The organism is Aquihabitans sp. McL0605 (assembly GCF_049993875.1).
GTDB lineage: Bacteria > Actinomycetota > Acidimicrobiia > Acidimicrobiales > Iamiaceae > Aquihabitans.
In genome coordinates, this window is record NZ_CP188252.1 from 3,436,758 (window position 1) to 3,461,717 (window position 24,960).

Genomic DNA, 24,960 nt, shown 5'->3' on the forward strand with positions numbered 1-24,960 from the left:
CCGGACAGGAGGAACGATGGAGATCACGCTCGAGTGCCCCCGTTGCTCGTCGACGGTGTCGGTGCGCTCGGGCTCCCGGGGCAAGCGCCAGGTCGGCACGTGTGCAGGGTGTGGATCGGTGTTCAGCTTCTACGCCGGAACCCTCACGTACATCGATCCCACCCGGCGCCGCTGGCGCCCGTCGTCGTGGCGCTTCCGAGACCTGGTGGAGGCCGAGCGCCAGCGCATGCTCGCCCAGCCGCTCGACACCACGCCCGACCCCGAGGATCCTCCGGAGGCGCCGTCAGGCGCGTGAGCCCCCGGCCTGCTCTTGGGCCCAGGCCACCGCGAGCGCCAGGTTGGCGAAGATGCGGGTCTCGCCGATGCGGTCGGTGAGGCCATCGGCCCGGGCGATCGACGCGGCGGGCCCGTGGAGGTGGGCGAGGGCGAGCACGATGCCCCGCTTGGCCAGCGACTCGGCGAGCTTGTCGAGCGCCGCGGTGCTGGTGATGTCGAGCTCGTCGTTGCTGTCGAGGTCGATGATCACCACCGATGGCTCGGCGGCGGCGCGGTCGACCTGGGCGACGATGTCGTCCTGGATGGCCTGGGCGTTGGCGTAGAAGAGCGGCGCATCGGGGCGCAGCACCAGCACCCCGGGCGTCGGGACGGCCTCGGGGTGGCGCACGGCGTCGAGGAACACGCCGGGTGCCTGCGGCGGCTGGCCCAGCACCGACAGCTGCGGCCGGCTGGCCCGGTACACGAGCAGGATGATCGACACGACGACACCGATGATCAGGGCCGGCAGGACGTCGAGCACCAGCACCGCGCCCAGCGTGATCATCCCGAGCCAGAACTCGCGAGGCGCCAGCCGGTAGAAGCGGCGCATCTCCGGCACCTTCATGAGGTGCGAGACGGCGTGGACGATGAGGGCGCCCAGCACCGCTTCGGGCAGGTCGGTGAACAGGGGGGTGAGGGCGATCACCGTGACCAGGGCCAGCACGGCGGCGACGATCGTCGACATCTCGCTCCTGGCGCCGGCGCCGTCGTTCACCGCGCTCTGCGAGAGGCTGCCGCCGCACGCCAGGCCGCCCAGCAGCCCGGAGCCGATGTTGGCGGCGCCGAGGGCGATCATCTCCTGGTCGGGATCGAGGCGGTAGTCGTACTTGTCGGCGAAGTTCTGGCCGGCGCCGAGCGCCTCACTGAAGATCACGAGCATCAGGCCGGCCGCGCTGGGCAGCAGGACCCACAGGTCGTGCAGCGCCACGTCGGGGACGTTCGGGGTGGGCAGCCCGGTGGGGATGGAGCCGACGGTGGCCACGCCGTGCGCCGCCAGGTCGAGCGCTGCGCTCACGCCGATGGCGACCACCAGGAGGATCAGCCCGCCGGGCAGCTTGGGCAGGAAGCGCTCGAGCAGGAACAGGGCGGCGAGGGCCAGCCCGCCGACGGCGAACGTGGTGAGGCTGGTGTCGCCGAGGTTCCGGACCAGGTGGCCGAGCTGCTCGATCGAGTTCCCGTCGCCCTTGTCCAGGCCGAAGAGCTTGGGGAGCTGGCTGATCGTGATGAAGATCGCCAGACCGAAGACGAAGCCCTCCATCACCGGCTTGGACAGGAACGCGGTGATGAACCCGAGCTTGCAGAGGCCGGCCACCACGAAGAGGATCCCGGTGAGCACGATCAGGCCGGCGGCCAGGGCCATGTAGGTGGTGGGGTCGGCGGGCTTCAGGTCGGTGATCGTGGAGAACACCAGGACGGCCGCCGCGCTCGTGCCCGCCACCACGAGGTGCCGACTGGTGCCGAACACGGCGTACAGCACGAGCGACGCGATCAACGTGTAGAGCCCGGCCTGCGGCGGGAGGCCGGCGAGGCCGGCGTAGGCGATCATCTCGGGGATCAGCAGGCCCCAGATGGTGGCGCCGGCGATGGCGTCCTTGGAGAACCAGCGCTTGTCGTACCTCGGCAGCCAGCCGACGATGGGCACGAACCGCTGGAGCGCGGAGGGCGCCCCGGCTGCCGGCCCGGCGGCCGACGGTGAGGGTGCGGTCATCGCGCCGTGCGGCCCGACGGGTCGGTGTCGGTGACGCAGCGGAAGCCGAGGTGGCACGTGGCCGTGTCGATGGCTTCGGGCTGGCGGGCGGCTGGTCGGAACCGCAGGCAGTAGTTCGGCGAGCAGAGGTGCGACCCGCCCTTGATGACACGGCGCGGCTGCAGCTCGCCGGGCGCCTTCGACGCCTCGGGGTCGCCTCGATCGACGGTGGGCCCGCAGCACGAGTGGACGGCGCCGTGCTGGTCGGCCCACCAGTCGGTGGTCCACTCCCACACGTTGCCGGCCATGTCGAACAGGCCGAGCCCGTTGGCCGGGAACGCGCCCACCGGCGATGTGGCGAGGTAGCCGTCGAGGTTGGTGTTCTCCCAAGGGAACGACCCCTGCCAGCTGTTCGCCAGCTGCCGGCCGCCGGGGTAGGGCTCGTCGCCCCAGCAGAACTCGGCGCCATCGAGGCCGCCGCGCGCCGCCAGCTCCCACTCGGCTTCGGTGGGGAGCCGGGCGCCGCGCCAGGCCGCGTAGGCCTCGGCATCCTCGAACGCCACCTGCACGACCGGGTGGTCGCCGCGGCCGTCGGTGCTCGACCGAGGGCCGAACGGGGTGCGCCAGCTGGAGCCGGGCACGTAGGCCCACCACCGGGTGAAGTCGTCGAGCGGCACCGGCCCCGGAGGCGGGTCGAACACCAGGCCGCCGGGCACGAGCAGCTCGGCGGGGGCGCCGGGGAACATCGCCGGATCGAGCGGGCGCTCGGCCACGGTCACGTACCCGGTTGCGGCGGTGAAGGCGGCGAACTGCGCGTTGGTGACCAGGTGCCGGTCGATCCAGAAGCCGTCGACGGTCTCGTCGTGGATCGGCCGCTCCTCGGGGTAGAAGCGCTCGGACCCCATCGCGAAGGTGCGCCCGGCGATCTCGACCATGGCGGTCGTCGCGTCGCCCACCCCGGCGTTCGTGGTCACCCGCGGGAGCCTACGCGAGCGGATCGGACATGCATCCCGGGGCCCCGTCGACCGCCGCCCGTAGGCTGACCAGCACATCCGCCGCGTCGAGCCGACGTCCCGACCTCCCGGAGCGCACCGTTGTTGATCCAGGCCATCGGCCAACTCCTGCCGGCGGCGGTCGCCGTGGCCCTCAGCCCGATCCCGATCATCGCGATCGTGCTGATGCTCGGGACCCCCAAGGCGCGGACCAACGGGCCGGCGTTCGCGGTGGGGTGGGTGGCCGGGCTCGTCGTCGTCATGGCGGTCGTGCTGGTGGTCGCCGGCGGCTCTGACACGTCGAGCACCGCATCCGACACGGTCAACTGGTTCCAGGTGGCGGTCGGCGTGCTGTTCCTGGTGATGGCCGCCAAGCAGTGGCGGGGCCGCCCGAAGAAGGGCGAGGTGGCCGAGATGCCGTCGTGGATGGCCACGGTCGACAAGATCGAACCGGGCAAGGCCCTGCTGCTGGGCGCCGCCCTCTCCGCCGCCAACCCCAAGAACCTGGCGCTCACCGCGTCGGCCGCTGCGGCCATCGCCCAGGCGGGCCTGTCCGACGGCGACACCGTCCTGGCGGCCCTGGCCTTCGTCATCATCGGTTCGATCACGGTGGCCGGCTCGGTGGTCTTCTACCTGGTCGACACCGACAAGGCATCGGTGGCGCTTGCCTCGGTCAAGGACTTCATGACCGAGCACAACGCCGTGATCATGATGGTCATCCTGCTGCTCCTCGGCGTGAAGATCCTGGGCCAGGGCCTCGGCGGCGTCGCTTCTTGACCCCTGGGTGAACAGCCGGCGGCGTCGGCCGCGTGGGGTCGAGGGGCCGTGTACCGTCCGGCCACCACCACCCCCAGGAGCAGCACCATGCCCGTCGACACCTTCTTCGCCTACATCGGCGTCTACGCCGACGTCGAGGACGCCAAGTCCGACTACGAGGTCATCAAGGACCTCCACACCGATCTCGGCCTCATCGACGCCTACGACGCGGCCGTCGTCGAGCGCCGCAGCGACGGCAAGGTCAAGATCGTCAAGAAGCACGAGACGCCCACCCGCGCCGGCGGTGTCCTGGGTGGCGGCGTGGGCCTGGCCACCGGCCTCGTCATCGCCCTGTTCCCGGCCGCGGCCATCGGCACCGGCCTGCTGGTCGGCACCACCGCGGGCGGCACGCTGCTCGGCTCGGTCGCCGGCCACGCCGCGGCCGGCATGAGCCGCTCCGACCTCAAGGACGCCGGCGAGGCCCTCGATGCCGGCACCGCCGGGCTGGTCGTGGTCGGGGTGTCCGACATGCAGTCCAAGATCGAGGCGGCCATGAAGAAGGCCCAGAAGGTCGAGGCCAAGCAGCTCAAGGCCGACACCAAGGCCATCGAGGACGAGGCCAAGTCCGAGTAGCACCGCGGCCGGGGGGTGGCGGTCGGTAGGGTCCGCGTCCGTGCGGTCCCACCCGTCCTCCTCTCCCCGGCGCCGTGGCGCCCTGCTCGCCATCGGCGTGGCGCTGGCCCTGGCCGCCACCGCGTGCAGCGGCAGCAGCGCCGGCTCCGACGGGACCAGCGCCACCACGAGCGGTGCCACCACGAGCGGTGCCACCACGAGCGGTGGCGCCGCGGGCCAGGCCAGCACCACCACGGCGGCGGTCGTGGCCACCCCCGGGTGCGGGAAGAGGGCCGACGTGGCGGCCATCGGCGCCCAGGCGCCGGGCGACGTGGTGCAGACGCTGCCCAGCGGCGGGGTCGACCGGTCGTACCGGCTCGCCGTGCCCACCGGCTACGACCCCGCCGAGCCCGCGCCCCTGGTGCTCAACCTGCACGGGAGCGGGTCCAACGCCCTCCAGGCCAGCATCTACGGCGATGTGCCCCGGCAGGCCACCGGCCGCGGGATGATCGTCGCCACGCCCGACGCCGTCGACGGGAAGTGGCAGATCGCCCCCGCCGGCGCCGATGCCGACTTCCTCGACGCGCTCGTCACCGACCTCGAGTCCCGCTACTGCATCGACCAGGACCGCGTCGACATCATGGGCATCTCGCTCGGGGCGTGGAAGGCCGCCGTGACCGCCTGCTCCTCGGGTGACCGCTACGCCGCCGCGGTGCTCGTGGCCGTCGAGGTGCACCCCAACGACTGCCGGCCCCTGCCGGTGATGGCGTTCCACGGCACCGCCGACCCGGTGGTGCCCTACGGCGACGGGGCCGATCCGGGCGTCGTCGTCACCGGGAGCAACCGTGGCCTGCCCGGCGCGCTGTTCAACATCGCCGGCTGGGCGAAGGGCGGCGGTTGCGACCCGGAGCCAGAGATCACCACCATCGGCGACGACGTGGTGCTGCGCCGGTTCCACGGCTGCGACCCCGGGGTGGGAGTGGAGCTCTACACCGTGAAGGGCGGGGGTCACACCTGGCCCGGAGCCGCCATCAAGATCGGCGGCGACCCGAAGCTCACCACCGAGACCATCGACGCCACCGACCTGGCGCTCGACTGGTTCGAGGCCCACCCTCGCCGGAGCTGACGAAGGGCGGGCCGCAGGTCAGGAGCGGGTGGGGGGCGACGATGATGAGGTGCCCTGACCCATCCGGGTGAGCAGGCACTGACCCGATCTCGGCCACGCGGGTATGCGATCCGACCACGGTGGGTAGTGACGGCCATGAGCCTCCGTCAACGGCGTGCGCAGCGTCGGGCCCAGCGCTCGGCCGCAGCCGAGCGCGGCGTGCGCGGCGGGCCCGACCCTGTGGCCCAGCCGGTGGCCGTGCCCTTCGAGGCCTCGGTCACCAGCGGCAGCACCGCCGCCACCGTGCGGGTGGCCGGCGAGCTCGACGCCTCGACCGCCCCTGCCCTCGGTCCCATCCTCGTCAGCGCCGGAGCAGGCGGTCGGACCGTCCTGCTCGACCTCGACGAGACCTCGTTCATCGATTCCGCCGGGATCCGGATCATCGTGCGATCGAGTCGGTTGCTCGACGAGTCCTCATCCAAGTTGCGCATCGTCGCCGTATCCCCCAATGCCGAACGGATCCTGTCGATGACCGGAATCCTCGAGGCCCTGAAGGAGCCAGAAGCATGACCGATCGCCCCCTGCGAGTGATCCTGTCCAACGATGTCGAGCTGATCGTCGAGGGCCTGCGCGGCCTCCTCGCGCCCTACGGGGACCGCGTCGAGGTGGTGGGCACGGCCACGGGGGATCCGGAGATCCTCTACGAGACCTTCGCCGATGCCGACGCCGACATCATGTTGATCGATGCCTTCGGCCGGACCGGGGCGGGGCTCGATGCCGTCGAGATGGTGCTGGCCACCGATCCCAGCTTCGCGGTCACGGTGTTCACCGAGGCCGACGACCTCCGCCACCTGTTCGCCGCCCTGCGCGCCGGCGTGCGCGGGTACCTGCTCAAGTCGATCGCCACCGAGGACCTGGTGTCGTCGCTCGAGCGCATCGCCCGCGGTGAGGTGGTCGTCGACCCCGGGCTCGCCACCGAGGCCGCCGTGCTCGCGGCCCGCTCGTCGGCCCGGCAGAAGTGGTCGGGTGCCCACCTGGGCCTGTCGCGCCGCGAGGCCGAGGTGCTCCAGGCCATCGCCAAGGGCGGGTCCGTCAACGGCGTGGCCGACCAGCTGGGCGTGGGCCGAGAGACCGTCCGCACCCACCTCCAGCAGATCTACCGCAAGCTCGGGGTCAACGACCGCGGCGGCGCGGTGGCCAAGGCCTGGCGCGAGGGCCTCGGCGCCTGATCACCCCACCCCACCCGCCGGGCCGGCGGGGTCGGCAGCGTCGCCGTCCTCGTCGGTCTCGGCCGGTTCGACCTGCTCCCTCAGGTCGCGCAGCGCCCGGCGCAGGAGCCGGGACACGTGGACCTGGCTCATGCCCACCTGGGCGGCGATCTCGGACTGGCTGAGGTCCTCGAAGAAGCGCAGGTAGACGATGGTGCGCTCGCGCTCGGGCAGTGACTCGAGCAGCTGGGTGAGCAGGACGCGCTCGTCGGGCGGGAGGCCGTCGCCCACGTCGGCGCGGGCGATGGCGTGGCTGGCCGCGGTGGCGCCCTCGGTGGTGTCGCTCGACGTGGTGCGGTAGGCGGAGCCGGCGTCGAGCGCGTCGAGCACCTCGTCGAGGCTCACGCCCAGCTCGGTCGCGATCTCGGCGGGGGTGGGCGAGTGCCCGGTCTGGGCGCTCAGCCGGCTGATGGCGGTGGGGATCCGGACGTGCAGGTCCTTGGCCCGACGGGGCACCTTCAGCGCCCAGGTGGCATCGCGGAAGTGACGGCGCAGCTCGCCGGTGATCGTGGGCACCGCGAACCCGCCGAACGGCACCCCGAACTGCGGGTCGAAGCGCTCGACCGCCTTGACGAGCCCGAGCATGGCCACCTGCTCGAGGTCGTCGAGCGGCTCGCCTCGGTTGGCGAAGCGGCGGGCGCAGGCTTCGGCCAGCGAGCGGGTCTCGGCGACCAGCTCGTTGCGGAGCCGGCGGTCACCGGTCTCGCGGTACTGCTGGAACCGGGCGGTGAGCTCGGCGGGGTCGCCGTCGCCGTCGCCGCGCGGCGGGGTCACGGGGTCCCGGCGTCGACGCTGCTGCCCTCGCGGTCGAGGCGGCGCTCCAGCCAGCAGTTCACCGACCGGTCGTCGGTGGTGTAGCCGTACTCGTCGGCCACGACCGACAGGATCTGCCGCGAGAACGCGAAGCGCTCTTCGTCGAAGCCGAGCGTCCCCTTGGGCACGGTCCCCTCGATGCGGAGGCTGGTGCCGACCTGGGCGCAGACCTCCAGGCGGAGGTCGTCGCCGTTGCCCGCGTCGACCAGGGCGGCGCAGACCTCGTCGACCGCGATGCGCAGGTCGTCGATGGCCTCCACGTCGAAGCCGACCAGGGTGGCCAAGCCGCCGACCGCCAACCGGACGGAACGGAAGAAGCGCACGTCGGCCGGGACCGTGATGGTCACGATGGGGCTCTCGGGTGTGTCCATGTCGTCATCCTCGCACCGAACGAAGGGTGCCTGGCCGTGTACTGACCGGTACCCCTGCCGGTGGTGGTCCATACGGTGCCCGATCCCGGCCTGCGGGTATGGCGGGGAGCACGGGCGGGTACCGGCCCTCCAGCCACGGGCACCGAGCCCGGGGCGCAGTCCGACGCAAGAAGGAGCACGTCCGATGGGTAGTTCGATGGATGAGACCAAGGGCCGGGTCAAGGAGGCCGTGGGCGATCTGACCAACGACCCCGACAAGAAGCGCGAAGGCCAGGCCGATCGGGCCGGGGCCAGCGTGAAGGAGTTCGCCGAGAACGCCAAGGACAAGGTGGACGACGCGGTCGACAAGCTCAAGGACAAGCGCGACTGATCGGAGCGGAGCCCGCTCCGCCTGAGACCCCACCACGAAGCGGCCCCCGGCGAACGACCGTCGTCGGGGGCCGCTTCGCGCCCCGATGCCGCACGGCGCCGTGGACGCTCACCCGTCGTCGCGGCGACGGGGGAGCTGGGCCACGTTCAAGAAGAAGTGGTCGATGCTGCGGACCACGTCGTGGAAGCGGTCGAAGTCGACGGGCTTGGTGATGAAGGCGTTGGCGTGGAGCGCGTAGGTCTGCAGGACGTCCTCGTCGGCGGCACTGGTGGACAGCACGATGACCGGGATCGGGGCCAGGTCCGGGTCGCCCTTCACCTCGGCCAGCACCTCGTGGCCGCTGACCTTGGGCAGGTTCAGGTCGAGGAGGACCAGGTGCGGGGTGGGCGCGTCGGCGTAGGCCCCCCGCTTGTGCAGGTAGTCGAGGGCCATCTGGCCGTCGTCGACGACCGAGAGGTCGCACGCGACCTGCGATTCGGCGAGCGACTCGCGGGTGATCAGGACATCGCCGGGGTCGTCCTCGACGAGGAGGATGCGAGCCGGCTCGCTCGGCCGGCGCAACGGGTCCGTGCTGTTCATCAGGTTCCTGACGTGGGAGGTGGAGAGGGGAGGGGCGCCGGGTCGGGCGCTTCGAGCGGGAGGGTCCAGCGGACGGTGGTGCCGGTGCCGCCGACGGGATCGTCGATCCAGATCCGGCCGCCGCTGAACTCGACGATCTTCCGGCACAGGGCCAGGCCGATGCCGGTGCCGTCGAACTCGTCGCGGCCGTGCAGGCGCTGGAAGATGGCGAACACCCGCTCGCGGTACCGGGGCTCGATGCCGATGCCCTCGTCGGAGCAGGCGAAGGTCCAGTGGTCGCCGTCGCGCTCGGCCGACAGGCGGATGGTGGGGGCGGAGCCCTCGGTGCGGTACTTCACCGAGTTGCCGATGAGGTTCTGGAACAGCGCGCCGTAGAGGGTGGCGTCGCCGCGGACGGTGGGCAGCGGCTGCACGTCGATCGTCGCGCCCTCGAGCTGGTCGGCCCAGGCGTCGATCGCCCCGTGCGCGATGGCGTCGAGGTCGCACGGCACGAACGAACGGGTGCTGCGGCCGAGGCGGGAGAACTCGAGCAGGTCGGCGATCAGCGCTTGCATCCGCTTCGCGCCGTCGACCGCGAACTCGATGTACGAGTGGCCGCGCTCGTCGAGCTGGTCGCCGTAGCGCTGCTCGAGGAGCTGGCAGAAGGAGGCCACCTTCCGCAGCGGCTCCTGGAGGTCGTGCGACGCCACGTAGGCGAACTGCTCCAGGTCGGCGTTGGACCGGGCCAGGTCGGCGGCGCGGCGATCCAGCTCCACCCGGGCCGCCTCGACGGCCGCCAGCTCCCCGACGATCCGGTCCCGCATCTCGCTGACGCGCTGCGCGAGGTGCTCGATCTCCGCCGGGCCCGTGACCTCGATCGGCTGGTCGAGGCGGTCCGTCGCCACCGCGTCGGCCGCGGTGACCAGCTCCTCGACCGGATCGACCACCCGGCGCCGCAGGATCCAGCTCCCGGCCAGGCTCACGAGCGCGAACAGGCCGATCGCGGCACCGATCGAGATGACCAGGCGCGTCGTGGTGCGGTCGAGCTCGGCGCGCGCGTCCGCCTGCTCGGCGATCAGCGCGCGCTCCAGGTCGTCGAGGCGGTGGCGGACCGCGTCGAACGAGGACTGCGATCGGAGGAACACCGCATCGACATCGGCGCGGTCGACGCCCGACTCGAGCAGCGGGTCGGCCACGTCCTTGCGCCACGAGGCCATGGCGGCATCGACCTTGGCCAGCCCGGTCACCACCTCGGGACGGAAGGCGTCGGCATCGAAGTCGGCGAGGATCGACCGCTCGGCGGCTACCTGGTCGCGCTGGCCGAAGCGGTACGGATCGAGGAGCCGGTCATCGCGCGTGATGGCGTAGCCCCGGATGCCGGTCTCCTGGTCGACGAGGCTGGTCCGCAGCTCCTGCGTCGACACCAGGGCGGGCTGCAGGCGGTCGAAGGCGCGGGTACGGGCGTCGAGCAGCTGGGTGAAGCCCACCCAGATGATGGCGGTGCCGGCGACGAGCGCCACCAGGGCGGTGATCCAGGCGGCGGTGGAGAGCTGCTCGAGGGAGTGGGCGCCCGATCGCGCGGGGCTCACGGGGCGCCGGCCCCCGGGTGGTGCTCGACGACCAGGACCGCCACATCGTCGCGCCACCCGTCGACGGCTCGTCCGGCGAAGCCGGCGATGAGGGCGTCGGCATCGATCCCCCGGTCCCGGGCCGCGGCCTCGACCGCGCCGGGCACCTGGTCGACCGGGAGGATGGCGCCGCTGTGGTCGCGCACCTCGAAGAGCCCATCGGTGTAGGTGGCGATGCTCCACCCGTCGGCCAGCTCGTAGGCGGTTCCGGGCAGGCCGCCGTCGCCGAGGCGGATCCCCAGGGGCGATCGTCCGTTGGTGTCGTGGAGGGCGCCCGTGCCGGCGAGCACCGGTGGGGGGTGGCCCGCGCTGCGCACGCAGACCCGGTGGAGGTCGGAGGCGATGGTGAGGTCGCAGACGGTGGCGAACTCGTCGCCACGGGGCCGCTCGGCCAGCAGGAAGTCCTCGAGCGAGAGCAGCACCGCGGCCGGATCGAGGCCGGCCAGGACCAGGGCCCGCCAGGCGGCCCGGAGGCCGACACCGAGCGCGGCCTCGTCGGTGCCGTGTCCGGCCACGTCGCCCACGACGAACCGCAGGGTGCCGTCGGGCAGCTCGATGCCGTCGTAGAAGTCGCCGCTGACCACCCCTGCCCGAGCGGCGATGTAGCGCGTGGTCCACCGGACATCCGGCCGGACCACCGCCGGCTCGATCAGCAGGGCCCGCTCCAGCCGGTGCTGCTCCTGTTCGCGGTGGTTGGCCTCGACGAGGGCGGCCGCCGCCAGCTGCGAGCGCTTGCGCTCGACGGCGAAGCGGATCGACCGGGCGATGGTGCGGCCGTCGACCTCGCCCTTCACCAGGTAGTCCTGGGCCCCGCGCGCCAGGGCCTGGATGCCGGCCTGGGCATCGCCCCACCCGGTGAGGACCACGATGGCCGCGGGCGGGCCGAGCTCGACGATGTGGTCGAGCGCCTCGAAGCCGGTGGCCCCCGGCAGGCCCAGGTCGAGCACGACGCACGACACCCGCTCGGTGGCCGCCAGCGCCAGGAGGCCGGCGGCATCGGTCACGCAGCGCAGCTTCAGCTCCGGGTCGGCGTCGCGGATCGCGGCCTCGAACAGGATGGTGTCGCCCGGATCGTCTTCCACCAGCACCACCAGGTGCGGCGCGTCGCGCGGCGACATGTGCTCGGGCGGGGCCCAGGTCTTGGCAGGGAGGTCGGTCATGGGGAGACCTGCATGTTTGCCGAGGTGAGCCAGGACTGCACCCCCCGGCCGGGTGAATTCTCGCTCACCCGGCGGATGGCCGCCTCAGGACGCGAGGAGGGCGCTCAGCCCGGTCATCTCGAAGATGCGCCGGACGGCATCGCTGGCGCCCGAGATGGTGAAGGCCTCGCCCGTGTCGTCGGCCCGAGCCACCTCGGCGGCGATGACGCGCAGGCCCGACGAGTCGATGAAGGTGACGTCGGTCAGGTCGAGCGCGATGCCGGCTGCGGCCCGTTGCGCGTCGGTGAGCGCCGTGGCCAGCTGGTCGGCCGAGGCGGCATCGAGCTCGCCGGCGGCCGTCACCCGGACGGGTCGGGAGCTGCCGTCGATCTCCACCCGGAAGTAGGACTCGCCCATCACCATGTCCGGAGCGTAGCCGCACGCAGTCGCGGAGTGACCGAGCCCTCGGCACCCTCTCGACGGGTCGGCGGGACGGCATGCGGGTACCGGGTCGCTCGTCGAACCAGACTGTGGCGACCGGTCGACACACGTGAGGGTGCGCTCAACATGCTCGAAGGCTTCAAGAAGTTCGTCATGAAGGGCAACGTCGTCGACCTGGCGGTCGGCGTCGTCATCGGCGCCGCGTTCGGCGCCGTGGTGAAGCAGTTCACCGACTCGTTCATCAGCCCGCTGATCCGGCTCATCACCGGAGGCGGCATCAAGGGCGGCTCCTTCACGATCGACGGGCAGGTCTTCGACTACGCGGCGTTCATCTCGGCGCTCATCACGTTCGTGATCACCGCGGCGGCCATCTACTTCGTGGTCGTCGTCCCGATGAACGCCCTCAACGCCCGCCGCGCTCGCGGCGAGGAGCCCGAGGGCCCCACCGAGCAGGAGCAGATGATCGCCCTGCTGCAGCAGATCGCCGACAAGCCCTCGGCGCCCTGAGGCGGGGAACCGGCCGTGGCTGAGCCGTTCGATGTCCTGATGGGGTCGATGGACCCCGCGATGGTCATCGTGACGGCCGCCCACCAGGGAGGGCGCTCGGGGTGCCTGGTCGGGTTCCACTCGCAGGTGAGCATCGAGCCGCTGCGCTACGGCGTCTGGATCTCGAGGGCGAACCACACGTACCCCGTCGCGGTCGCCGCCTCGCACCTCGCCGTGCACGTGCTCGGTGCCGACCAGCGCGCCCTGGCCCACCTGTTCGGTGCCACCACCGGCGACGACACCGACAAGTTCGCCCGCTGCCGGTGGGCCGAGGGGCCCGGCGGGGTGCCGGTGCTGCTCGACTGCCCCGCGCACATGGTCGTCCGTCGGATCGACGTGGTCGACGACGGCGGCGATCACGTCGGCATCATCACCGAGCCGATCGCGTTCGGCTCCGCCGAGCCGGTCGCTCCGATGCGCCTCGCCGCGGTCGAGGACATGGAGCCGGGGCACCCAGCCGGGGACCCGCCCGCCGGCGGCTGAGCCGAGCGGTCGTCGGGTCAGGCCTTGGGGTGGGCCTGGAGCCAGTCGATGATCTGGGTCGAGAAGTCGTCGGTCCAGCTCGGGATGTGGGTGCCGTCGGGCTGGGTCCAGAGCTCGACGCCGGTGTGGGCCCGGCAGCCGCCGTACCGGGTGACCGTGGCCGGCGGGTGGTCCTTCTCGATCCGGCGGTCCGCCGGGGCGGGGCGGACAGGGGTGGGGTCGCAGCCGTCGTAGCCGGCCCAGGTCTTCACCGTCTGGGTGGCGCTGGGGTAGGCCGAGCCCAGGATCGAGCCGCCGTCGTAGGCGATGGTCTCGTCGGCGGTGCCGTGGATCTCGAGCGCCGAGACGGGGGCGGACGGCTGGCACCGGCTCGGGTCGTCCCACGTGGCGCCCTCGATGCTGGCCACGGCGGCGATCACGTCGGCGTGGTCGCAGGCCATCCGGTACGACATGAACCCGCCGTTGCTGTGGCCCACGACGAACACCCGCTTCGGGTCGACGTCGTACTGCGCCTTCACCTGGTCGATCACGGCCAGCAGGTAGGTGGAGTCGTCGACCGGGTTCCGGCCCTTGGCGCAGCAGGCGTCGGTGGCGTTCCAGAACCGGTTGCCGAGCGCGTTCTTCGTGCCGTCGGGAGCGACGTAGAGCATCCCGGCCGCATCGGCGGCCTGGGGCATGTGGAGGTAGGCGCCCTGGAGCTTCCCGTCGGCGGTGTAGCCGTGGAGGAGCACCAGGAGGGGAGCAGGGGAGCCGGGCCGGTAGGTCTTGGGGACCGCCACGTCGATGGGCCGGTCGGCAGGCACGGTGGGACTCGACGCTGCGGTCGTGGTGGTCGTCGAGCCCGGTGCCGTCGAGCCCGTGGTGGTCGACCCCGCCTCGGCGCTGGAGCCGCTGGTGGAGCACGCGGCGAGGAGCACGCCGAGCGAGGCGGCGATCACGAACGCCGCCCGGACGCGCCGGGCGCGAGCGGGCGGCGGGGAGGGCGGGGTGGGCACCGGCTCACCGTAGCGGTGGCCTGTCGCGCCGCTCAGTCGCCGATGACGAGCTTGCGGGTGCCCGCCACGTAGCAGGCCGACACGTCCAGGTCCTGGGCGCAGCCGGTGGCCACGGCGTCGTCGGGCTTGGCCTTCCACCCGGCCGCATCGGTGATCGACGCCGGCGGGGTGAGGCCCAGCCGGCCCACCTCGTAGCAGGCGAACTCGTCGCCCGTGTTGCACGAGGCGATGGTGGCGGCGTCCTCGGCGGAGGTGGGGGCGGTGGTCGGGGGTGCGGTCGTGGGCGGCGCGGTCGTCGGCGGCGCCGTGGTGGGAGGCGCCGTGGTGGGCGGGGCGGTGGTGGGGGCCGCGGTGGTCGAGGTGCTCGACGTGCTGGTGGAGCTGGAGCTCGTGGTGCTGCTCGTCGTCGTGGTGGTGTCGCGGCCGCCGTCGTCGCCCGACCGGACGATCACGGCCACCACCACGAGGATCAGGAGCACGATGGCGAGGCCGATCGCCGGCAGCCAGCGCTTGTACTCGGGAGGCTGGTCCGCGCCGCTGGAACCGGTGCCGCCGGTGCCGCCGGGGTCGGTGGGGTCGGTGGGGTCGCTGGGACCGTTCGGCGGCGGCGTGGTCGGGGTGGTCACGAGATGGTGCCTCGGTAGTCGGGGAGGTGGAAGACCCAGCGGGCGAGGGCCACGTTGGAGAAGCGGCCGAGGTGGTCCTGGGCGGTCCAGTAGGCGAGCTCGTTGGGGTACGGCGTGCGGCCCAGCATGAGCAACGTGGCCACCGACAGGTTGATGGGCACCTTCTGGGTGCGGATGTACTCAGACGACTCGGAGAAGCCCACCATCACCTGGCCGCGGGTCTTCTTGTGGGCGTCGAGCTGACCGGTCCAGTACGCCACACCCGACGCCTCACCGGGGCGGCCGAGCACGTTCTGGTAGACGAGCGCGACGAACGCGTGGTTGGAGAGCGGGCCGTACGCCCGCTTGAACTCGCTCGACCCGGCGAACGTGCTCGAGATCCCGTTGAGGGACGACCCGTTGCGCCTCTTCGAGATCCAGTACGAGAAGCCGCCCGGGTCGGGATCGCGCAGGAAGTAGGCCCGGTACAGGCGGGCGACCGGATCGACGTTGGTCGTGTTGTCGGTGGTGCCGCGGAGGTCGGAGACCAGCTGGTACTGGTCGCTGCCCTTGGCCGTCATCCGCGCGATCCAGTTGTTCCGCGTGGCGGTCGTGGGGAGGGCGCCCTTGAGGTCGAGGTACTGCCGGTCGATCAGCTTGGCCCATGACGCGAACGGGTCGGGGCTCGTGCCGCCGTCGAACGTCCACGTGAACTCCAGCGAGCCCTGCGGGATGCGGATCGTGTCGTTGAAGCCGTCGACGGCGATGCGGTACGTGGTGCCGCCGGTCACCGACACGCCCCAGAGCGCGCTGGTGTACCAGCTGTCGTCGTCGTCCGACGCGATGGGCTGCAGCGATCCGACGGCCGACCCGGTGTACACGGCGAGGGTGCTGTCGAACCCGGTGTTCGTCATGTCGATCGACAGGGTGCCGCTGGCCGGCGCCGTCCACGAGTACCAGACCGACGCGCCGCCAGGGTTGTCGGCGTGGGCGGGCTCGCCCGCCTCCTTGGTGGCCTGCGTGCTGGACGAGGCGACCCGGCCCGACGTGCCGTTCAGGACGGTGGGGGAGGCGAACGCATCGTTCACGGGCACGTAGCTCGACGGGCTCGACACCGTGATCGACTTCGATGCCGCGCACGCCCCTGCCGGCACGGTGACCGACACGCTGGTGGCCGAACCGTTGTAGCGGCGGCTGTTGGGGTTGGTGAGGTTCGTGAACGACGTGTTCCCCTCCGATCCGGGGAAGGGGTCGCCGTCGTCGCCCCGGTTGTCGCCGCTCGCCAGGTCGCCGTTGCCGTCGGCCTGCTCGAGCCCGACCAGGAACCGCGTCGTGCTGGAGTTGGGCCAGTCGGGGGACTGCGACTCGTCGATGTGCCAGATGAGGATGCCGCAGCCGGGCAGCCCGCCGTCGTACCCGGTCTGGGTGCGGTTCTCGATGAGGAAGTACTCGCCGGTGCCGGGCTGGTTGCCCGAGATGCCGCTGGCCCAGTCGATCCCGTTCGGGTTGGGGAGGACCTGCACCACCTTGGGCGCGACCGGTTCGGTGGCGGCCGGGATCGACACCACCTGACCCGCGCCCTGGACGACCGTGGGCGTGACCCACCCCTCGTACACGCGGCTGAACGCGTCGGGCAGCGCCGGGCTCGACCCGAGCGGGGCCGTGCCCGTGGTCAGCCACGAGCCGTACGCCATGAGGCTGAACTCGCCGGTGTCGCCGCCCTCGACGCCGTACGCGTACAGGTCGGGCAGGCCCAGGTCGTGGCCGAACTCGTGGGCCATGATCCCCATCGTCGCCTGGTGCGAGGCGCCCGGATCGTTGTTCGAGCAGTGCCGCTCGCCGAACATCTGGTAGCCGCCGTCGCCGTCGAACGAGCCGACCTTCACCCCGTCGACGGTGGGGACCTGCGAGCCGTAGAGCGCGCCGCGGTGGCCCCACAGCATCTTCCCGCAGGGGGCGTACGAGTCGAACGACGCTTCGTAGCCGGCGGCGATCACGACGACGTGGAGCTCGTGGCTGTCGATCGCTCCGTCGTGGTTCGCGTCGTAGCTGCCGAAGTCGACGTACGGGTTGGCGGCCTTGATCGCGTTGGTGGCGACGGCGTACACGGCATCGGTGAAGTCGGCGGTGTTCGGGTGCTTGGTGCCCACGGACACCCAGCCGACGATGCCGTCGTTCGTGCCCGACGTCTCCGTGGCGGGGGTGAGGTCGAGGTTGCCGTACGACGCCTTGTCGTAGAAGTCGGCGATGCCGTAGCCGCTGCCGAAGTAGCGGGTGGCCCACTGGGCGGGCGTGGTGGCGCTGGTCTGATCGGTGAACTTGGCGAGGATGACCACGGTGGGGGCCGGGCCGTCGTGGGGGACGCGCACCGCGTTGGTGGTGGCGCCGTCCGCCGCGGCCTTTTCGGCATCGGCGTCGGCCGAGGGCGCGGCAGCGGCGGGCTCCGGGCGCAGCTGGGTGTCGGTGCCGGCGGGCGGCGCGCTCGACCCCGCCGCCGACCGCCCGGCGACCAGGTCGCCACCTCGGTCGACCGCGGTGGCGTACACCCAGGTGCCGTCGGCCCGGCGGGTGACGGTGTAGCCCGACGCGTCCTGGTAGCCGTGTGAGGTGCCATCGCCCCAGGCGGTGGCGCTGAACGTCGTCCCGTCGGGTTGCACCAGCGTGGTGGCCGCCGGGTTCACCGGGGCGGCCGTGGTGCCGGGGCGGACGGCGTGGGTGGCCTCGGGCTCCGCGTCGGCCGACGCGGTGTCGGCCGCCGTGGGTGCCGGCAGGGCCACCCCCGGGTCACCCGCGGTCCCGGCAGGAGGCGTGCTCGTGATGGGCGCCGTGGTGGCCGGGACGAGCTGCGCGGCGTCGGCGCCTGCGGCCGCCGGCACCACCACGATCGCCACCGCGACGGCCAGGGCCGTCCATCGTGCTCGCACGCGTTCCTCCGCAGGGTCCAGACGGGCACCGCAACCCGCCGGGCGAGGCTACGCGCCCTTGGGGCGGATCGCCACGGTCGGTCCCATCGGGACGGGCCGGATCAGAGGGGGAGGGGCCGCTCGAACACCAGCTCCCAGCAGGCATCGTCGTCGTCCCACGCCGCGCCCACCTCGTCGAACCCGAGGCGGGCGGCGATGGCCTTCGAGGGCCCGTTGTCGGGCCTCGTGCACAGCCGGGCCCGGTCGGCGCCCTGCTGGTGGGCCCAGCCGAACCAGGCGCGCGCCGCCGCCGTGGCCAGGCCCCGCCCCTGGTGCGCCGCGGCCACGGTGTACCCGATCTCCACGCTCCCGTCGTCGCCGGGAGCGCCGTGCCCGCCCAGGTGCCCGACGACGAGGGGGGTGCCAGGCCGGTCGGGATCGTCGATCACGATCGCCCGCACCAGCCACCGGGCGAGCGCCGGATCGTCCGCCAGCTGGTCGAGGCGCATCCGGGCCGGCATCCCGGTCCACAGCTCGGGGGAGAGGTCGCCGACGGCCGGCCACGGCACCGGGGCACCGGCGTCGTCGCCCCCGGCGCGAGCGTCCTGGGCCTCGCCGACGCGGCGCAGCACCTCGGCCGGGACGGCCACGAGGCGCAGGCCGGCCGCGGTGATGTCTTCGATCTCGCTGGGCATCGGGGCGAGGGTAGGCGTGTGGTTGGATGACGGCGATGCGCCCGGACGACAAGCCGCTCGACCTGGCCCGCAACCGGCACCTCTGGTCGCTCGTCAACGCCCAGTTCACCGACGACGACGCCGAGGCGATGTGGGCCGCCCCCGAGATCAGCTGGGGCCTGTTCCGCATCCCCGAACGAGACCTCGGCCTGCTCGGCGACGTGACCGGCGCCGCGGTGGTCGAGCTCGGGTGCGGCACCGCCTACCTGTCGGCGTGGCTGGACCGAGCCGGGGCGCGCCCGGTGGCGGTCGACCTGAGCCCCGACCAGCTCGACACGGCCCGGCGGTGCCAACGACGGACCGGCCGATCGTTCCCGCTCGTGGAGGCGAACGGCGAGCAGGTCCCGCTGCGGTCGGGCGCCTTCGACCTGGTGATCAGCGAGTACGGGGCGGGCCCGTGGTGCGACCCGAAGCGGTGGCTGCCCGAGGCGGCCCGCCTCCTGAAGCCCGGCGGGCGGCTGATCTTCCTCACCAACAGCGTGCTCGCCGGGCTGTGCGTCCCCGCGGACGAGGGGTTCGCCGGCGAACGGCTCCTGCGTCCGCAGCGCGACCTCTACCCGATCGCCTGGGTCGACGGCGGGGTCGAGTTCCACCCCGGCCACGGCGACTGGATCCGCGAGCTCCGCGCCGCCGGCTTCGTGGTCGACGCCCTCCACGAGCTCTACCCGCCCGAGGACGCACCCACCCACGAGTACTACGACATCGTCACCGCCGAGTGGGCGAGCCGGTGGCCGGCCGAGGACCTCTGGGTGGCCCACCTCGCCGGCTGACCCGGAGGGGCGTGCCGATCAGGCGGTGATGAAGATCAGGCCGATCGCCGCCGCCACCACCAGGACCGCGATGATGATCGCCGTCCACTTGCCCCCGAAGACCCCGAACGCGTCCTTGCGCTCGCCCTCGTGGCGCCACTCGAGGTTCTGCGGCGTGCCGACCTTGGGCAGGTGCTGCGGATTCTGGTGGCCCTTGCGCGGCTTGCTCTTGCTGCTACCCATGGCGCCGGAGAGTACTCGGTAAGCTCCGCGCCCAGGCCGCCCAGCAGGGCGTTCGCGTGCCGGGACCGGGGGGCGAGAGGCAGTGGGACATCTCCTGGCCGTGAACCCGGTGCCGTGGGCCCGGTCCCAGATGGCGTTCACGCTGGCGTTCCACATCATCCTCGTGCCGCTCGGCGTGTCGTGGGCCGCCCTCATGCTCATCGCCAACTACCGCGGGCTCAAGCACGACGATGCCGACGCCATGCTGCTCGCCCAGCGGTGGTCGAAGTACATGGCGGTCACCCTGGCGGTCGGTGCGGTCACTGGCACCGTCCTCACCTTCGAGTTCGGTCTCCTGTGGCCGCGCTTCATGGGCCGGTGGGGTGAGGCGTTCGGCATCCCCTTCGCGTTCGAGGGCCTGTTCTTCTTCACCGAGGCGATCTTCGTCTCCATCTACCTGTTCGGCTGGAAGCGGCTGAAGCCCTGGGCGCACTTCTGGGCGGGCGTGCCGATCGTGATCGCCGGGATCATGGGCAGCGCGTCGGTGGTGGCGGCCAACGCCTGGATGAACTCGCCGTCGGGCTTCACGCTCGACGCCGACGGCAACGTCTCGAAGGTGAACCCGTGGGAGGTCATCTTCAACAAGGGGATGCCGCTCGCATCGCTCCACATGATCGTGGCCGCCTACATCGTCGGCGGGTTCCTCGTGGCCTCGGTCTACGCGTTCGGGATGCTGCGGGGCCGCAACGACCACTACCACCGGCTCGGGTTCACCATCGCGTTCACCGTCGCCGCCATCGCCATGCCGATCCAGATGGGCGTCGGCGACTCGCTGGCCCGGTGGGTCTACGAAGAGCAGCCCACCAAGTTCGCCGCCATCGAGCTGGTGCCCGAGACGAAGGGCGACGTGCCCGAGACGCTGCTCGGCCACCTCAACGAGGACGGCACCGTCACCGGCGGCATCCCGATCCCCGGCCTGGCCTCGCGGCTGTCGGGCCCGTCCACCGGCAAGGACACCGTGGTCCAGGGCCTGGACGAGTGGCCGGCCGACGACGAGCCCACCCTGTCGCAGGTCAACACGGTCCACCTGGCCTGGGACGTCATGGTGGGCCTGGGGACGCTGATGTTCCTCGTGTCGCTCTACTACGGCGGCTTCTGGCTGGTCCGCCGCCGGCTCCCTCAGGGGCGGTGGTTCCTCCGGATCGCCACCGCGTTCGGCGTGCTCTCGGTGATCACGATGGAGGCCGGCTGGGTGGTCACCGAGGTCGGGCGCCAGCCTTGGATCGTCTACAACTACATGCGCGTCGAAGACGCGGCCACGGGGAGCACCGGCGTGTGGATCAGCTTCGTGGGCGTGGTCCTCCTCTACGCCGGTCTCGGCGTCACCACCATCCTCGTGCTGCGCGGGATGAGCCGGCGGTACCGCCAGGGCGAGGTGGTCGATGAGGAGGACGTGCCGTACGGGCCGTCGGGCCGGATCGAGCACGGGGCGTCGGCGCCGTGAGCACGGCGATCGCCTGCATCTTGTTCATCGGGGTGCTGGCGTACGCGATCTTCGGCGGCGCCGACTTCGGCGCCGGGATCTGGGACCTGCTCGCCGGTGGCGCCCGGCGGGGTGCCCGTCCGCGCGAGGTGATCGACCGGTCGATCGGACCGGTGTGGGAGGCCAACCACGTGTGGCTGATCTTCGTGTTCGTGGTGCTGTGGACCTCGTTCCCCACCGCCTACGCGTCGATCACCTCCACACTGTTCGTCCCCCTCGTGCTCGCCGCGCTGGGCATCGTGCTGCGGGGAGCGAGCTTCGCCTTCCGCAAGGCCGTCTTCCGGACCCGCGACCAGCGCAACTTCGGCGCCGCCTTCGCGCTCGGGTCGCTCATGGTGCCGTTCCTCTTCGGCACGGTGGCGGGCGCCATCGCCACCGGGCGCGTGCCCGCAGGCGGCTCGGCCGGCGACCCGTGGTCGAGCTGGCTCAACCCCACGTCGCTGCTGGGCGGCGTGCTCGCGGTCGTGGCCGTCGCCTACCTGGCCTCGGTGTACCTGGTGTTCGATGCCCGGCGCATGGGCGAAGACGACATGGTCGAGTACTTCCGGCGCCGGGCGATCGTCTCGGCCGTGGTGGCCGGCATCGTCGCCATCGCGGGGATCTTCGTCATCCACGCCGACGCCTCGTACCTGTTCGACGGGCTGACCTCGCGTGCGCTCCCGCTGGTGCTCGTCTCGGCCGTGGGCGGGGTGGGCTCCCTCGTGCTGCTCGTGCGCGGCTCGCACCGCTTCGCCCGCATGGCCGCCGTCGGCGCGGTGGGCGGGATCGTCGCGGCGTGGGGCGTCGCCCAGTGGCCGTACGTCATCCCCACCACCATGGAGATCTCCGAGACCGCGGCGCCCTCGGGCACGCTCGGCGCCGTGCTGGTGGCGTTCGGGCTGGCGTGCGTCATCGTCCTGCCGGCGCTGGCCCTCCTGTTCACGCTCGACCAGAAGAACCTGCTGCCCGAGGAGGGGGCGCCCGAGCCGCCCGCCACCCCCACCGAGGCGGCACCGGACCCGGCTTGAACGCCGCCTGAACGCCGTCTGACCAGGGCGAACCTGCCCCGGGGGCACCCCGGCGCCGCCCAAGGGCCGCTGCTATCGTCCGCGAGCGGCGCGGGCCGTGGTCGGTCGCACTCGACCCGACGAGCACCTGGAGGGGTCATGGCAGCCAGCGGGCCGAAGTCCGTCGATGTGCGGGGGCAGCGGCTCCTCGCCGACCCCACGCTGAACAAGGGGACCGCGTTCACGGTCGAGGAGCGCGATGCGTTCGGCCTCCACGGGCTGCTGCCCACCCACATCGAGACCATCGAGCAGCGCGCCGACCGGGTGCGCTCGCAGCTCGACGACGAGCCCACGCCGCTCGGCAAGCACATGCTGCTGCGCAGCGTGCAGGACACCGACGAGACGCTGTTCCTCCGCGTGATCCTCGACGACATCTACGACCTGCTTCCGATCGTCTACACGCCCACCGTCGGCGAGGCGTGCCAGCAGTTCAGCCGCATCTACCAGCACCACCGCGGCCTCTTCCTCTCGTACCCCGACATCGACCGGATCCCCGAGATGCTGCGGTCGGTCCCGCACGCCGAGGTGGCCGTCATCGTCGTGACCGACGGCGAGCGCATCCTGGGCCTCGGCGATCAGGGCGCCGACGGGCTCGGCATCCCCATCGGGAAGCTGTCGCTGTACTCCGCGTGCGGCGGCATCGACCCCGCCACCACGCTGCCGATCGTGCTCGACGTCGGCACCAACAACGAGGCCCGGCGCCACGACCCCGACTACCTCGGCTGGCGCCACGAGCGCATCGTCGGCGCCGACTACGACCGCTTCATCGAAGCCGTCGTCCAGGGCGTCATCGAGGTCTACCCCGACGTCCTCTTCCAGTTCGAGGACTTCGCCGAGCACCATGCCCACCTCCTGCTCGACCGCTACCGCGACCGGCTGTGCACGTTCAACGACGACATCCAGGGCACGGCCACCGTCGCCCTGGCGGCCACGCTCTCGGCCCTGCGCCAGTCGGACCGGGCGCTGACCGACCAGAAGATCGTGATCGTGGGCGCCGGGTCCGCAGGCTCCGGCATCGCCGAGCAGATCGTGCAGGCGATGGTGGCCGACGGGCTGTCCGACGCCGACGCCCGGGCCCGGTTCTTCATGGTCGACCGGCCCGGCGTGCTCGTCGACGACATGGACGGCCTCGAGCCGTTCCAGGTGCCGCTCGCCCAGCACCGCGCCGCGCTCGACGGCTGGACCGTCGCCGACCCCACCGACATCACGCTCGTCGACGTCGTGCGCAACGCCCGGCCGTCGGTGCTGATCGGGGTCACCGGCGTGCCCGGGCTCTTCACCGAGGAGGTCGTGCGGGCCATGGCCGCCGGCAACGACCAGCCCATCATCTTCCCGCTGTCGAACCCCACGTCGCGCGCCGAGGCCACCGCCGACGACGTGATCGCGTGGACCGACGGCCGGGCCCTCGTCGCCACCGGCAGCCCGTCGCAGCCGGTCACGCACGGCGGCGTCACCTACACGATCGCCCAGAGCAACAACTCCTACATCTTCCCCGGCATCGGGCTCGGGGTCCGCGCCGCCAAGGCCACCCGGGTGTCCGACGAGATGTTCATGGCCGCCGCCCACGCCCTCGCCCAGCACGTCGACGCCCGGAGCCCCGGCGACAGCCTGCTGCCCGCGCTCGTCGACGTCCGCGCCGTCAGCCGGGCGATCGCCATCGCGGTGGGCCGGCAGGCGGTGGCCCAGGGCCTGGCGCCGGCCGCCACCGACGACGAGCTCACCGCCGCCGTCGACCGCACCATGTGGGTGGCCGACTACCCGCCCTACGTCCCGGCCACCTGAGCCCACGAACCCGCCGAGCCCGCGTGCCCCGCACCGGAACCAAGGAGCCACCCGTGATCGACCTCTCCACGTACCAGCCGAAAGGCGACAAGGAGAACTCGGCGTTCTTCTGGGAGTACCTGCCGAAGATCTACCAGCGCCGCGCCGACAGCGGGATCGACGACGTGGTGGGCGACATGGCCGCGGTGGTGGTCCAGGTCGAGCACGGTGACGCCGTCCCCTACATCGCCGAGCTGGCGGTGATGGGCCCGTACCGGCTCACCGAGGCCCGCCTCACCGAGACCCACAAGGTCTTCTCGCTCACCTCCAGCCCCGACTACCCCCGGCTGCTCGTCCTCGAGCCGCTGTCGGCCACCTACGAGGACAAGCTCACCGAGTGGAACAGCCTCTACCCGCTGTCGGCCCGCAAGCCCAACGCCCGCTACGTCGGCGAGGTCTACCAGGCCACCTCCATCGACGCCGTCCGCCGCGCGCTCGAACCGCAGAGCATCCGGTTCGTCTACCCGCGAGACACCATCGCCCCGCTCTACGCCACCGACCACCTGCTCTTCACGTTCCTGTCCGACCACACCTACAACCGCGTCGGCTACGTCGACGTCGACATCGACGACCTCGACGCGGTGGGCTTCGGCGAGCGCCTCACGCTGACCCCCGCCGAGCAGGCCACCATCGATGCCGCCGCCGCCCTGCAGGACGGGCACGACATCGCCGACAAGGTGCTGGGCCTCGACCACATGGCCACCCGCGTCCTGGCCGGCGACCGCGAGGACGCCATCCTCGAGTACCTCACGATGGTCCCGTACTACTTCTGGGGCGCGTACAACATCAGCGAGATGAACTCGTCGACCAACGTCACGCGCACCCGCACCGCCGACGACGACAAGAAGTCACCGGCCCGCGTGTTCACCGCCAACAACACCCCGGCGTTCGTGAACTCGTTCGAGGGGCTGCCGATGCCGACCGAGGACTTCGTCCGCAACTTCGGCCGCCGGATGCACCACATGGCCTACGCCGTGGTCGACGGCCACGTGGTCGACGAGAAGAACGTCGACTACGTCGTCCGCCAGCTCAGCGAGATGGGCACCCCGTTCCTCGCCGACGTGGTGGGTGAGTGCAAGGACGAGCCCAACCTCAAGCAGATCTTCTCCAAGAGCTCGCCGTACTCGATGCTCATCACCGAGTACGTCGAGCGCTGCCACGGCTACGAGGGCTTCTTCACCAGGGACAACGTCGCCGCCCTCACCCAAGCCGCCGGCGAAGACGAGCGCTACGACCACGGCCACGTCTTCGACTGATC

At 72.0% G+C, this 24,960-nt stretch carries 27 protein-coding genes; 14 read left to right on the forward strand and 13 right to left on the reverse strand.

Translation table 11 applies throughout. The annotated features are described in order from the left end of the window. The first annotated feature begins 16 nt into the window (after positions 1-16). Positions 17-295, forward strand: coding sequence for a hypothetical protein (locus ACPPVX_RS15845; protein ID WP_426571539.1), 279 nt, complete (start codon positions 17-19; stop codon positions 293-295). Here ACPPVX_RS15845 and ACPPVX_RS15850 read toward each other — a convergent pair. Both ACPPVX_RS15850 and ACPPVX_RS15855 read right to left on the reverse strand, forming a co-directional pair. Then, complete coding sequence (locus ACPPVX_RS15850; RefSeq protein ID WP_426571540.1) at positions 284-2,023, reverse strand: SulP family inorganic anion transporter; 1,740 nt, start codon at positions 2,021-2,023, stop codon at positions 284-286. The two genes, ACPPVX_RS15845 and ACPPVX_RS15850, sit on opposite strands and share 12 nt — an antisense overlap. After that, positions 2,020-2,937: a formylglycine-generating enzyme family protein gene (locus ACPPVX_RS15855; protein WP_426575046.1), complete on the reverse strand. Its 918-nt coding sequence runs from the start codon at positions 2,935-2,937 to the stop codon at positions 2,020-2,022. The genes ACPPVX_RS15850 and ACPPVX_RS15855 overlap by 4 nt, the downstream gene beginning before the upstream one ends. A 159-nt stretch (positions 2,938-3,096) precedes the next feature. Here ACPPVX_RS15855 and ACPPVX_RS15860 point away from each other — a divergent pair, with 159 nt between their 5' ends. From ACPPVX_RS15860 to ACPPVX_RS15880, 5 genes are all read left to right on the forward strand, one after another. After that, entirely contained in the window at positions 3,097-3,771 is a 675-nt protein-coding gene (locus tag ACPPVX_RS15860) for a GAP family protein (protein WP_426571541.1), read from the forward strand. A gap of 87 nt (positions 3,772-3,858) precedes the next feature. Then, on the forward strand, positions 3,859-4,383 hold the full coding sequence (locus tag ACPPVX_RS15865; protein WP_426571542.1) for a hypothetical protein: 525 nt from the start codon (positions 3,859-3,861) through the stop codon (positions 4,381-4,383). Between the two features lie 40 nt (positions 4,384-4,423). Next, positions 4,424-5,488, forward strand: coding sequence for an alpha/beta hydrolase family esterase (locus ACPPVX_RS15870; RefSeq protein ID WP_426571543.1), 1,065 nt, complete (start codon positions 4,424-4,426; stop codon positions 5,486-5,488). Between the two features lie 135 nt (positions 5,489-5,623). Continuing rightward, positions 5,624-6,037 (forward strand): STAS domain-containing protein, encoded by a 414-nt coding sequence (locus ACPPVX_RS15875; protein ID WP_426571544.1) that lies wholly within the window; start codon positions 5,624-5,626, stop codon positions 6,035-6,037. Next, positions 6,034-6,696: a LuxR C-terminal-related transcriptional regulator gene (locus ACPPVX_RS15880; RefSeq protein WP_426571545.1), complete on the forward strand. Its 663-nt coding sequence runs from the start codon at positions 6,034-6,036 to the stop codon at positions 6,694-6,696. The genes ACPPVX_RS15875 and ACPPVX_RS15880 overlap by 4 nt, the downstream gene beginning before the upstream one ends. On the opposite strand, the gene ACPPVX_RS15885 is transcribed toward ACPPVX_RS15880, so the two are convergent. Continuing rightward, positions 6,697-7,509, reverse strand: a complete 813-nt coding sequence (locus ACPPVX_RS15885; RefSeq protein WP_426571546.1) for a SigB/SigF/SigG family RNA polymerase sigma factor — start codon at positions 7,507-7,509, stop codon at positions 6,697-6,699. It lies immediately after the preceding gene. Beyond that, positions 7,506-7,919: a hypothetical protein gene (locus ACPPVX_RS15890; RefSeq protein ID WP_426571547.1), complete on the reverse strand. Its 414-nt coding sequence runs from the start codon at positions 7,917-7,919 to the stop codon at positions 7,506-7,508. Before ACPPVX_RS15890 ends, ACPPVX_RS15885 begins: the two co-directional genes overlap by 4 nt. 196 nt (positions 7,920-8,115) lie before the next feature. Here ACPPVX_RS15890 and ACPPVX_RS15895 point away from each other — a divergent pair, with 196 nt between their 5' ends. Continuing rightward, complete coding sequence (locus ACPPVX_RS15895) at positions 8,116-8,289, forward strand: CsbD family protein (RefSeq protein ID WP_426571548.1); 174 nt, start codon at positions 8,116-8,118, stop codon at positions 8,287-8,289. A 108-nt stretch (positions 8,290-8,397) separates the two neighbouring features. Here the strand turns inward: ACPPVX_RS15895 and ACPPVX_RS15900 are convergent, their stop codons facing one another. From ACPPVX_RS15900 to ACPPVX_RS15915, 4 genes are all read right to left on the reverse strand, one after another. Then, entirely contained in the window at positions 8,398-8,868 is a 471-nt protein-coding gene (locus ACPPVX_RS15900) for a response regulator (protein WP_426571549.1), read from the reverse strand. After that, a complete protein-coding gene (locus tag ACPPVX_RS15905; protein WP_426571550.1) occupies positions 8,868-10,436 on the reverse strand; it encodes a sensor histidine kinase in 1,569 nt (522 codons plus the stop codon). Before ACPPVX_RS15905 ends, ACPPVX_RS15900 begins: the two co-directional genes overlap by 1 nt. Continuing rightward, entirely contained in the window at positions 10,433-11,635 is a 1,203-nt protein-coding gene (locus tag ACPPVX_RS15910; protein ID WP_426571551.1) for a PP2C family protein-serine/threonine phosphatase, read from the reverse strand. The genes ACPPVX_RS15905 and ACPPVX_RS15910 overlap by 4 nt, the downstream gene beginning before the upstream one ends. A gap of 84 nt (positions 11,636-11,719) precedes the next feature. Next, the gene (locus ACPPVX_RS15915) at positions 11,720-12,037 is read right to left on the reverse strand and encodes an STAS domain-containing protein (RefSeq protein ID WP_426571552.1); all 318 of its coding nucleotides are present in this window, start codon (positions 12,035-12,037) and stop codon (positions 11,720-11,722) included. A gap of 144 nt (positions 12,038-12,181) precedes the next feature. Between ACPPVX_RS15915 and mscL the strand changes: the two genes are divergently transcribed. Both mscL and ACPPVX_RS15925 read left to right on the forward strand, forming a co-directional pair. After that, on the forward strand, positions 12,182-12,562 hold the full coding sequence (gene mscL, locus ACPPVX_RS15920; RefSeq protein ID WP_426571553.1) for a large conductance mechanosensitive channel protein MscL: 381 nt from the start codon (positions 12,182-12,184) through the stop codon (positions 12,560-12,562). A 15-nt stretch (positions 12,563-12,577) separates the two neighbouring features. Further along, positions 12,578-13,084 carry a flavin reductase family protein gene (locus tag ACPPVX_RS15925; RefSeq protein WP_426571554.1) on the forward strand — a complete coding sequence of 169 codons (507 nt, stop codon included), beginning with the start codon at positions 12,578-12,580 and terminating at the stop codon, positions 13,082-13,084. A gap of 17 nt (positions 13,085-13,101) precedes the next feature. On the opposite strand, the gene ACPPVX_RS15930 is transcribed toward ACPPVX_RS15925, so the two are convergent. The 4 genes from ACPPVX_RS15930 to ACPPVX_RS15945 form a co-directional block, all read right to left on the reverse strand. Then, positions 13,102-14,079, reverse strand: a complete 978-nt coding sequence (locus ACPPVX_RS15930; protein ID WP_426571555.1) for an alpha/beta hydrolase family esterase — start codon at positions 14,077-14,079, stop codon at positions 13,102-13,104. Between the two features lie 32 nt (positions 14,080-14,111). Continuing rightward, the gene (locus ACPPVX_RS15935; protein WP_426571556.1) at positions 14,112-14,705 is read right to left on the reverse strand and encodes a hypothetical protein; all 594 of its coding nucleotides are present in this window, start codon (positions 14,703-14,705) and stop codon (positions 14,112-14,114) included. Then, a complete protein-coding gene (locus tag ACPPVX_RS15940) occupies positions 14,702-17,608 on the reverse strand; it encodes a M6 family metalloprotease domain-containing protein (RefSeq protein WP_426571557.1) in 2,907 nt (968 codons plus the stop codon). The genes ACPPVX_RS15935 and ACPPVX_RS15940 overlap by 4 nt, the downstream gene beginning before the upstream one ends. A 101-nt stretch (positions 17,609-17,709) precedes the next feature. Beyond that, on the reverse strand, positions 17,710-18,282 hold the full coding sequence (locus ACPPVX_RS15945) for a GNAT family N-acetyltransferase (RefSeq protein WP_426571558.1): 573 nt from the start codon (positions 18,280-18,282) through the stop codon (positions 17,710-17,712). A gap of 35 nt (positions 18,283-18,317) precedes the next feature. Here ACPPVX_RS15945 and ACPPVX_RS15950 point away from each other — a divergent pair, with 35 nt between their 5' ends. Further along, positions 18,318-19,091, forward strand: a complete 774-nt coding sequence (locus ACPPVX_RS15950; protein WP_426571559.1) for a class I SAM-dependent methyltransferase — start codon at positions 18,318-18,320, stop codon at positions 19,089-19,091. Positions 19,092-19,109: 18 nt separating this feature from the next. Here the strand turns inward: ACPPVX_RS15950 and ACPPVX_RS15955 are convergent, their stop codons facing one another. After that, entirely contained in the window at positions 19,110-19,313 is a 204-nt protein-coding gene (locus ACPPVX_RS15955) for a hypothetical protein (RefSeq protein WP_426571560.1), read from the reverse strand. 82 nt (positions 19,314-19,395) lie between these two features. On the opposite strand from ACPPVX_RS15955, the gene ACPPVX_RS15960 reads away from it, so the two are divergent. The 4 genes from ACPPVX_RS15960 (at position 19,396) to ACPPVX_RS15975 (ending at position 24,958) form a co-directional block, all read left to right on the forward strand. Next, the gene (locus ACPPVX_RS15960; protein WP_426571561.1) at positions 19,396-20,796 is read left to right on the forward strand and encodes a cytochrome ubiquinol oxidase subunit I; all 1,401 of its coding nucleotides are present in this window, start codon (positions 19,396-19,398) and stop codon (positions 20,794-20,796) included. Next, entirely contained in the window at positions 20,793-21,842 is a 1,050-nt protein-coding gene (locus ACPPVX_RS15965; RefSeq protein ID WP_426571562.1) for a cytochrome d ubiquinol oxidase subunit II, read from the forward strand. The genes ACPPVX_RS15960 and ACPPVX_RS15965 overlap by 4 nt, the downstream gene beginning before the upstream one ends. A gap of 138 nt (positions 21,843-21,980) precedes the next feature. Then, the gene (locus tag ACPPVX_RS15970; RefSeq protein WP_426571563.1) at positions 21,981-23,663 is read left to right on the forward strand and encodes an NAD-dependent malic enzyme; all 1,683 of its coding nucleotides are present in this window, start codon (positions 21,981-21,983) and stop codon (positions 23,661-23,663) included. Between the two features lie 53 nt (positions 23,664-23,716). After that, positions 23,717-24,958: a hypothetical protein gene (locus ACPPVX_RS15975; RefSeq protein ID WP_426571564.1), complete on the forward strand. Its 1,242-nt coding sequence runs from the start codon at positions 23,717-23,719 to the stop codon at positions 24,956-24,958. Positions 24,959-24,960 lie beyond the last annotated feature (2 nt).

Bases quoted from the DNA above. Each gene is read 5' to 3' on its own strand.
- ACPPVX_RS15845 (WP_426571539.1), top strand. From the start codon at position 17: ATGGAGATCACGCTCGAGTGCCCCCGTTGCTCGTCGACGGTGTCGGTG.
- ACPPVX_RS15850 (WP_426571540.1), bottom strand. From the start codon at position 2,023: ATGACCGCACCCTCACCGTCGGCCGCCGGGCCGGCAGCCGGGGCGCCC.
- ACPPVX_RS15855 (WP_426575046.1), bottom strand. From the start codon at position 2,937: ATGGTCGAGATCGCCGGGCGCACCTTCGCGATGGGGTCCGAGCGCTTC.
- ACPPVX_RS15865 (WP_426571542.1), top strand. From the start codon at position 3,859: ATGCCCGTCGACACCTTCTTCGCCTACATCGGCGTCTACGCCGACGTC.
- ACPPVX_RS15875 (WP_426571544.1), top strand. From the start codon at position 5,624: ATGAGCCTCCGTCAACGGCGTGCGCAGCGTCGGGCCCAGCGCTCGGCC.
- ACPPVX_RS15880 (WP_426571545.1), top strand. From the start codon at position 6,034: ATGACCGATCGCCCCCTGCGAGTGATCCTGTCCAACGATGTCGAGCTG.
- ACPPVX_RS15890 (WP_426571547.1), bottom strand. From the start codon at position 7,919: ATGGACACACCCGAGAGCCCCATCGTGACCATCACGGTCCCGGCCGAC.
- ACPPVX_RS15895 (WP_426571548.1), top strand. From the start codon at position 8,116: ATGGATGAGACCAAGGGCCGGGTCAAGGAGGCCGTGGGCGATCTGACC.
- ACPPVX_RS15900 (WP_426571549.1), bottom strand. From the start codon at position 8,868: ATGAACAGCACGGACCCGTTGCGCCGGCCGAGCGAGCCGGCTCGCATC.
- ACPPVX_RS15910 (WP_426571551.1), bottom strand. From the start codon at position 11,635: ATGACCGACCTCCCTGCCAAGACCTGGGCCCCGCCCGAGCACATGTCG.
- ACPPVX_RS15915 (WP_426571552.1), bottom strand. From the start codon at position 12,037: ATGGTGATGGGCGAGTCCTACTTCCGGGTGGAGATCGACGGCAGCTCC.
- mscL (WP_426571553.1), top strand. From the start codon at position 12,182: ATGCTCGAAGGCTTCAAGAAGTTCGTCATGAAGGGCAACGTCGTCGAC.
- ACPPVX_RS15945 (WP_426571558.1), bottom strand. From the start codon at position 18,282: ATGCCCAGCGAGATCGAAGACATCACCGCGGCCGGCCTGCGCCTCGTG.
- ACPPVX_RS15950 (WP_426571559.1), top strand. From the start codon at position 18,318: ATGCGCCCGGACGACAAGCCGCTCGACCTGGCCCGCAACCGGCACCTC.
- ACPPVX_RS15955 (WP_426571560.1), bottom strand. From the start codon at position 19,313: ATGGGTAGCAGCAAGAGCAAGCCGCGCAAGGGCCACCAGAATCCGCAG.
- ACPPVX_RS15970 (WP_426571563.1), top strand. From the start codon at position 21,981: ATGGCAGCCAGCGGGCCGAAGTCCGTCGATGTGCGGGGGCAGCGGCTC.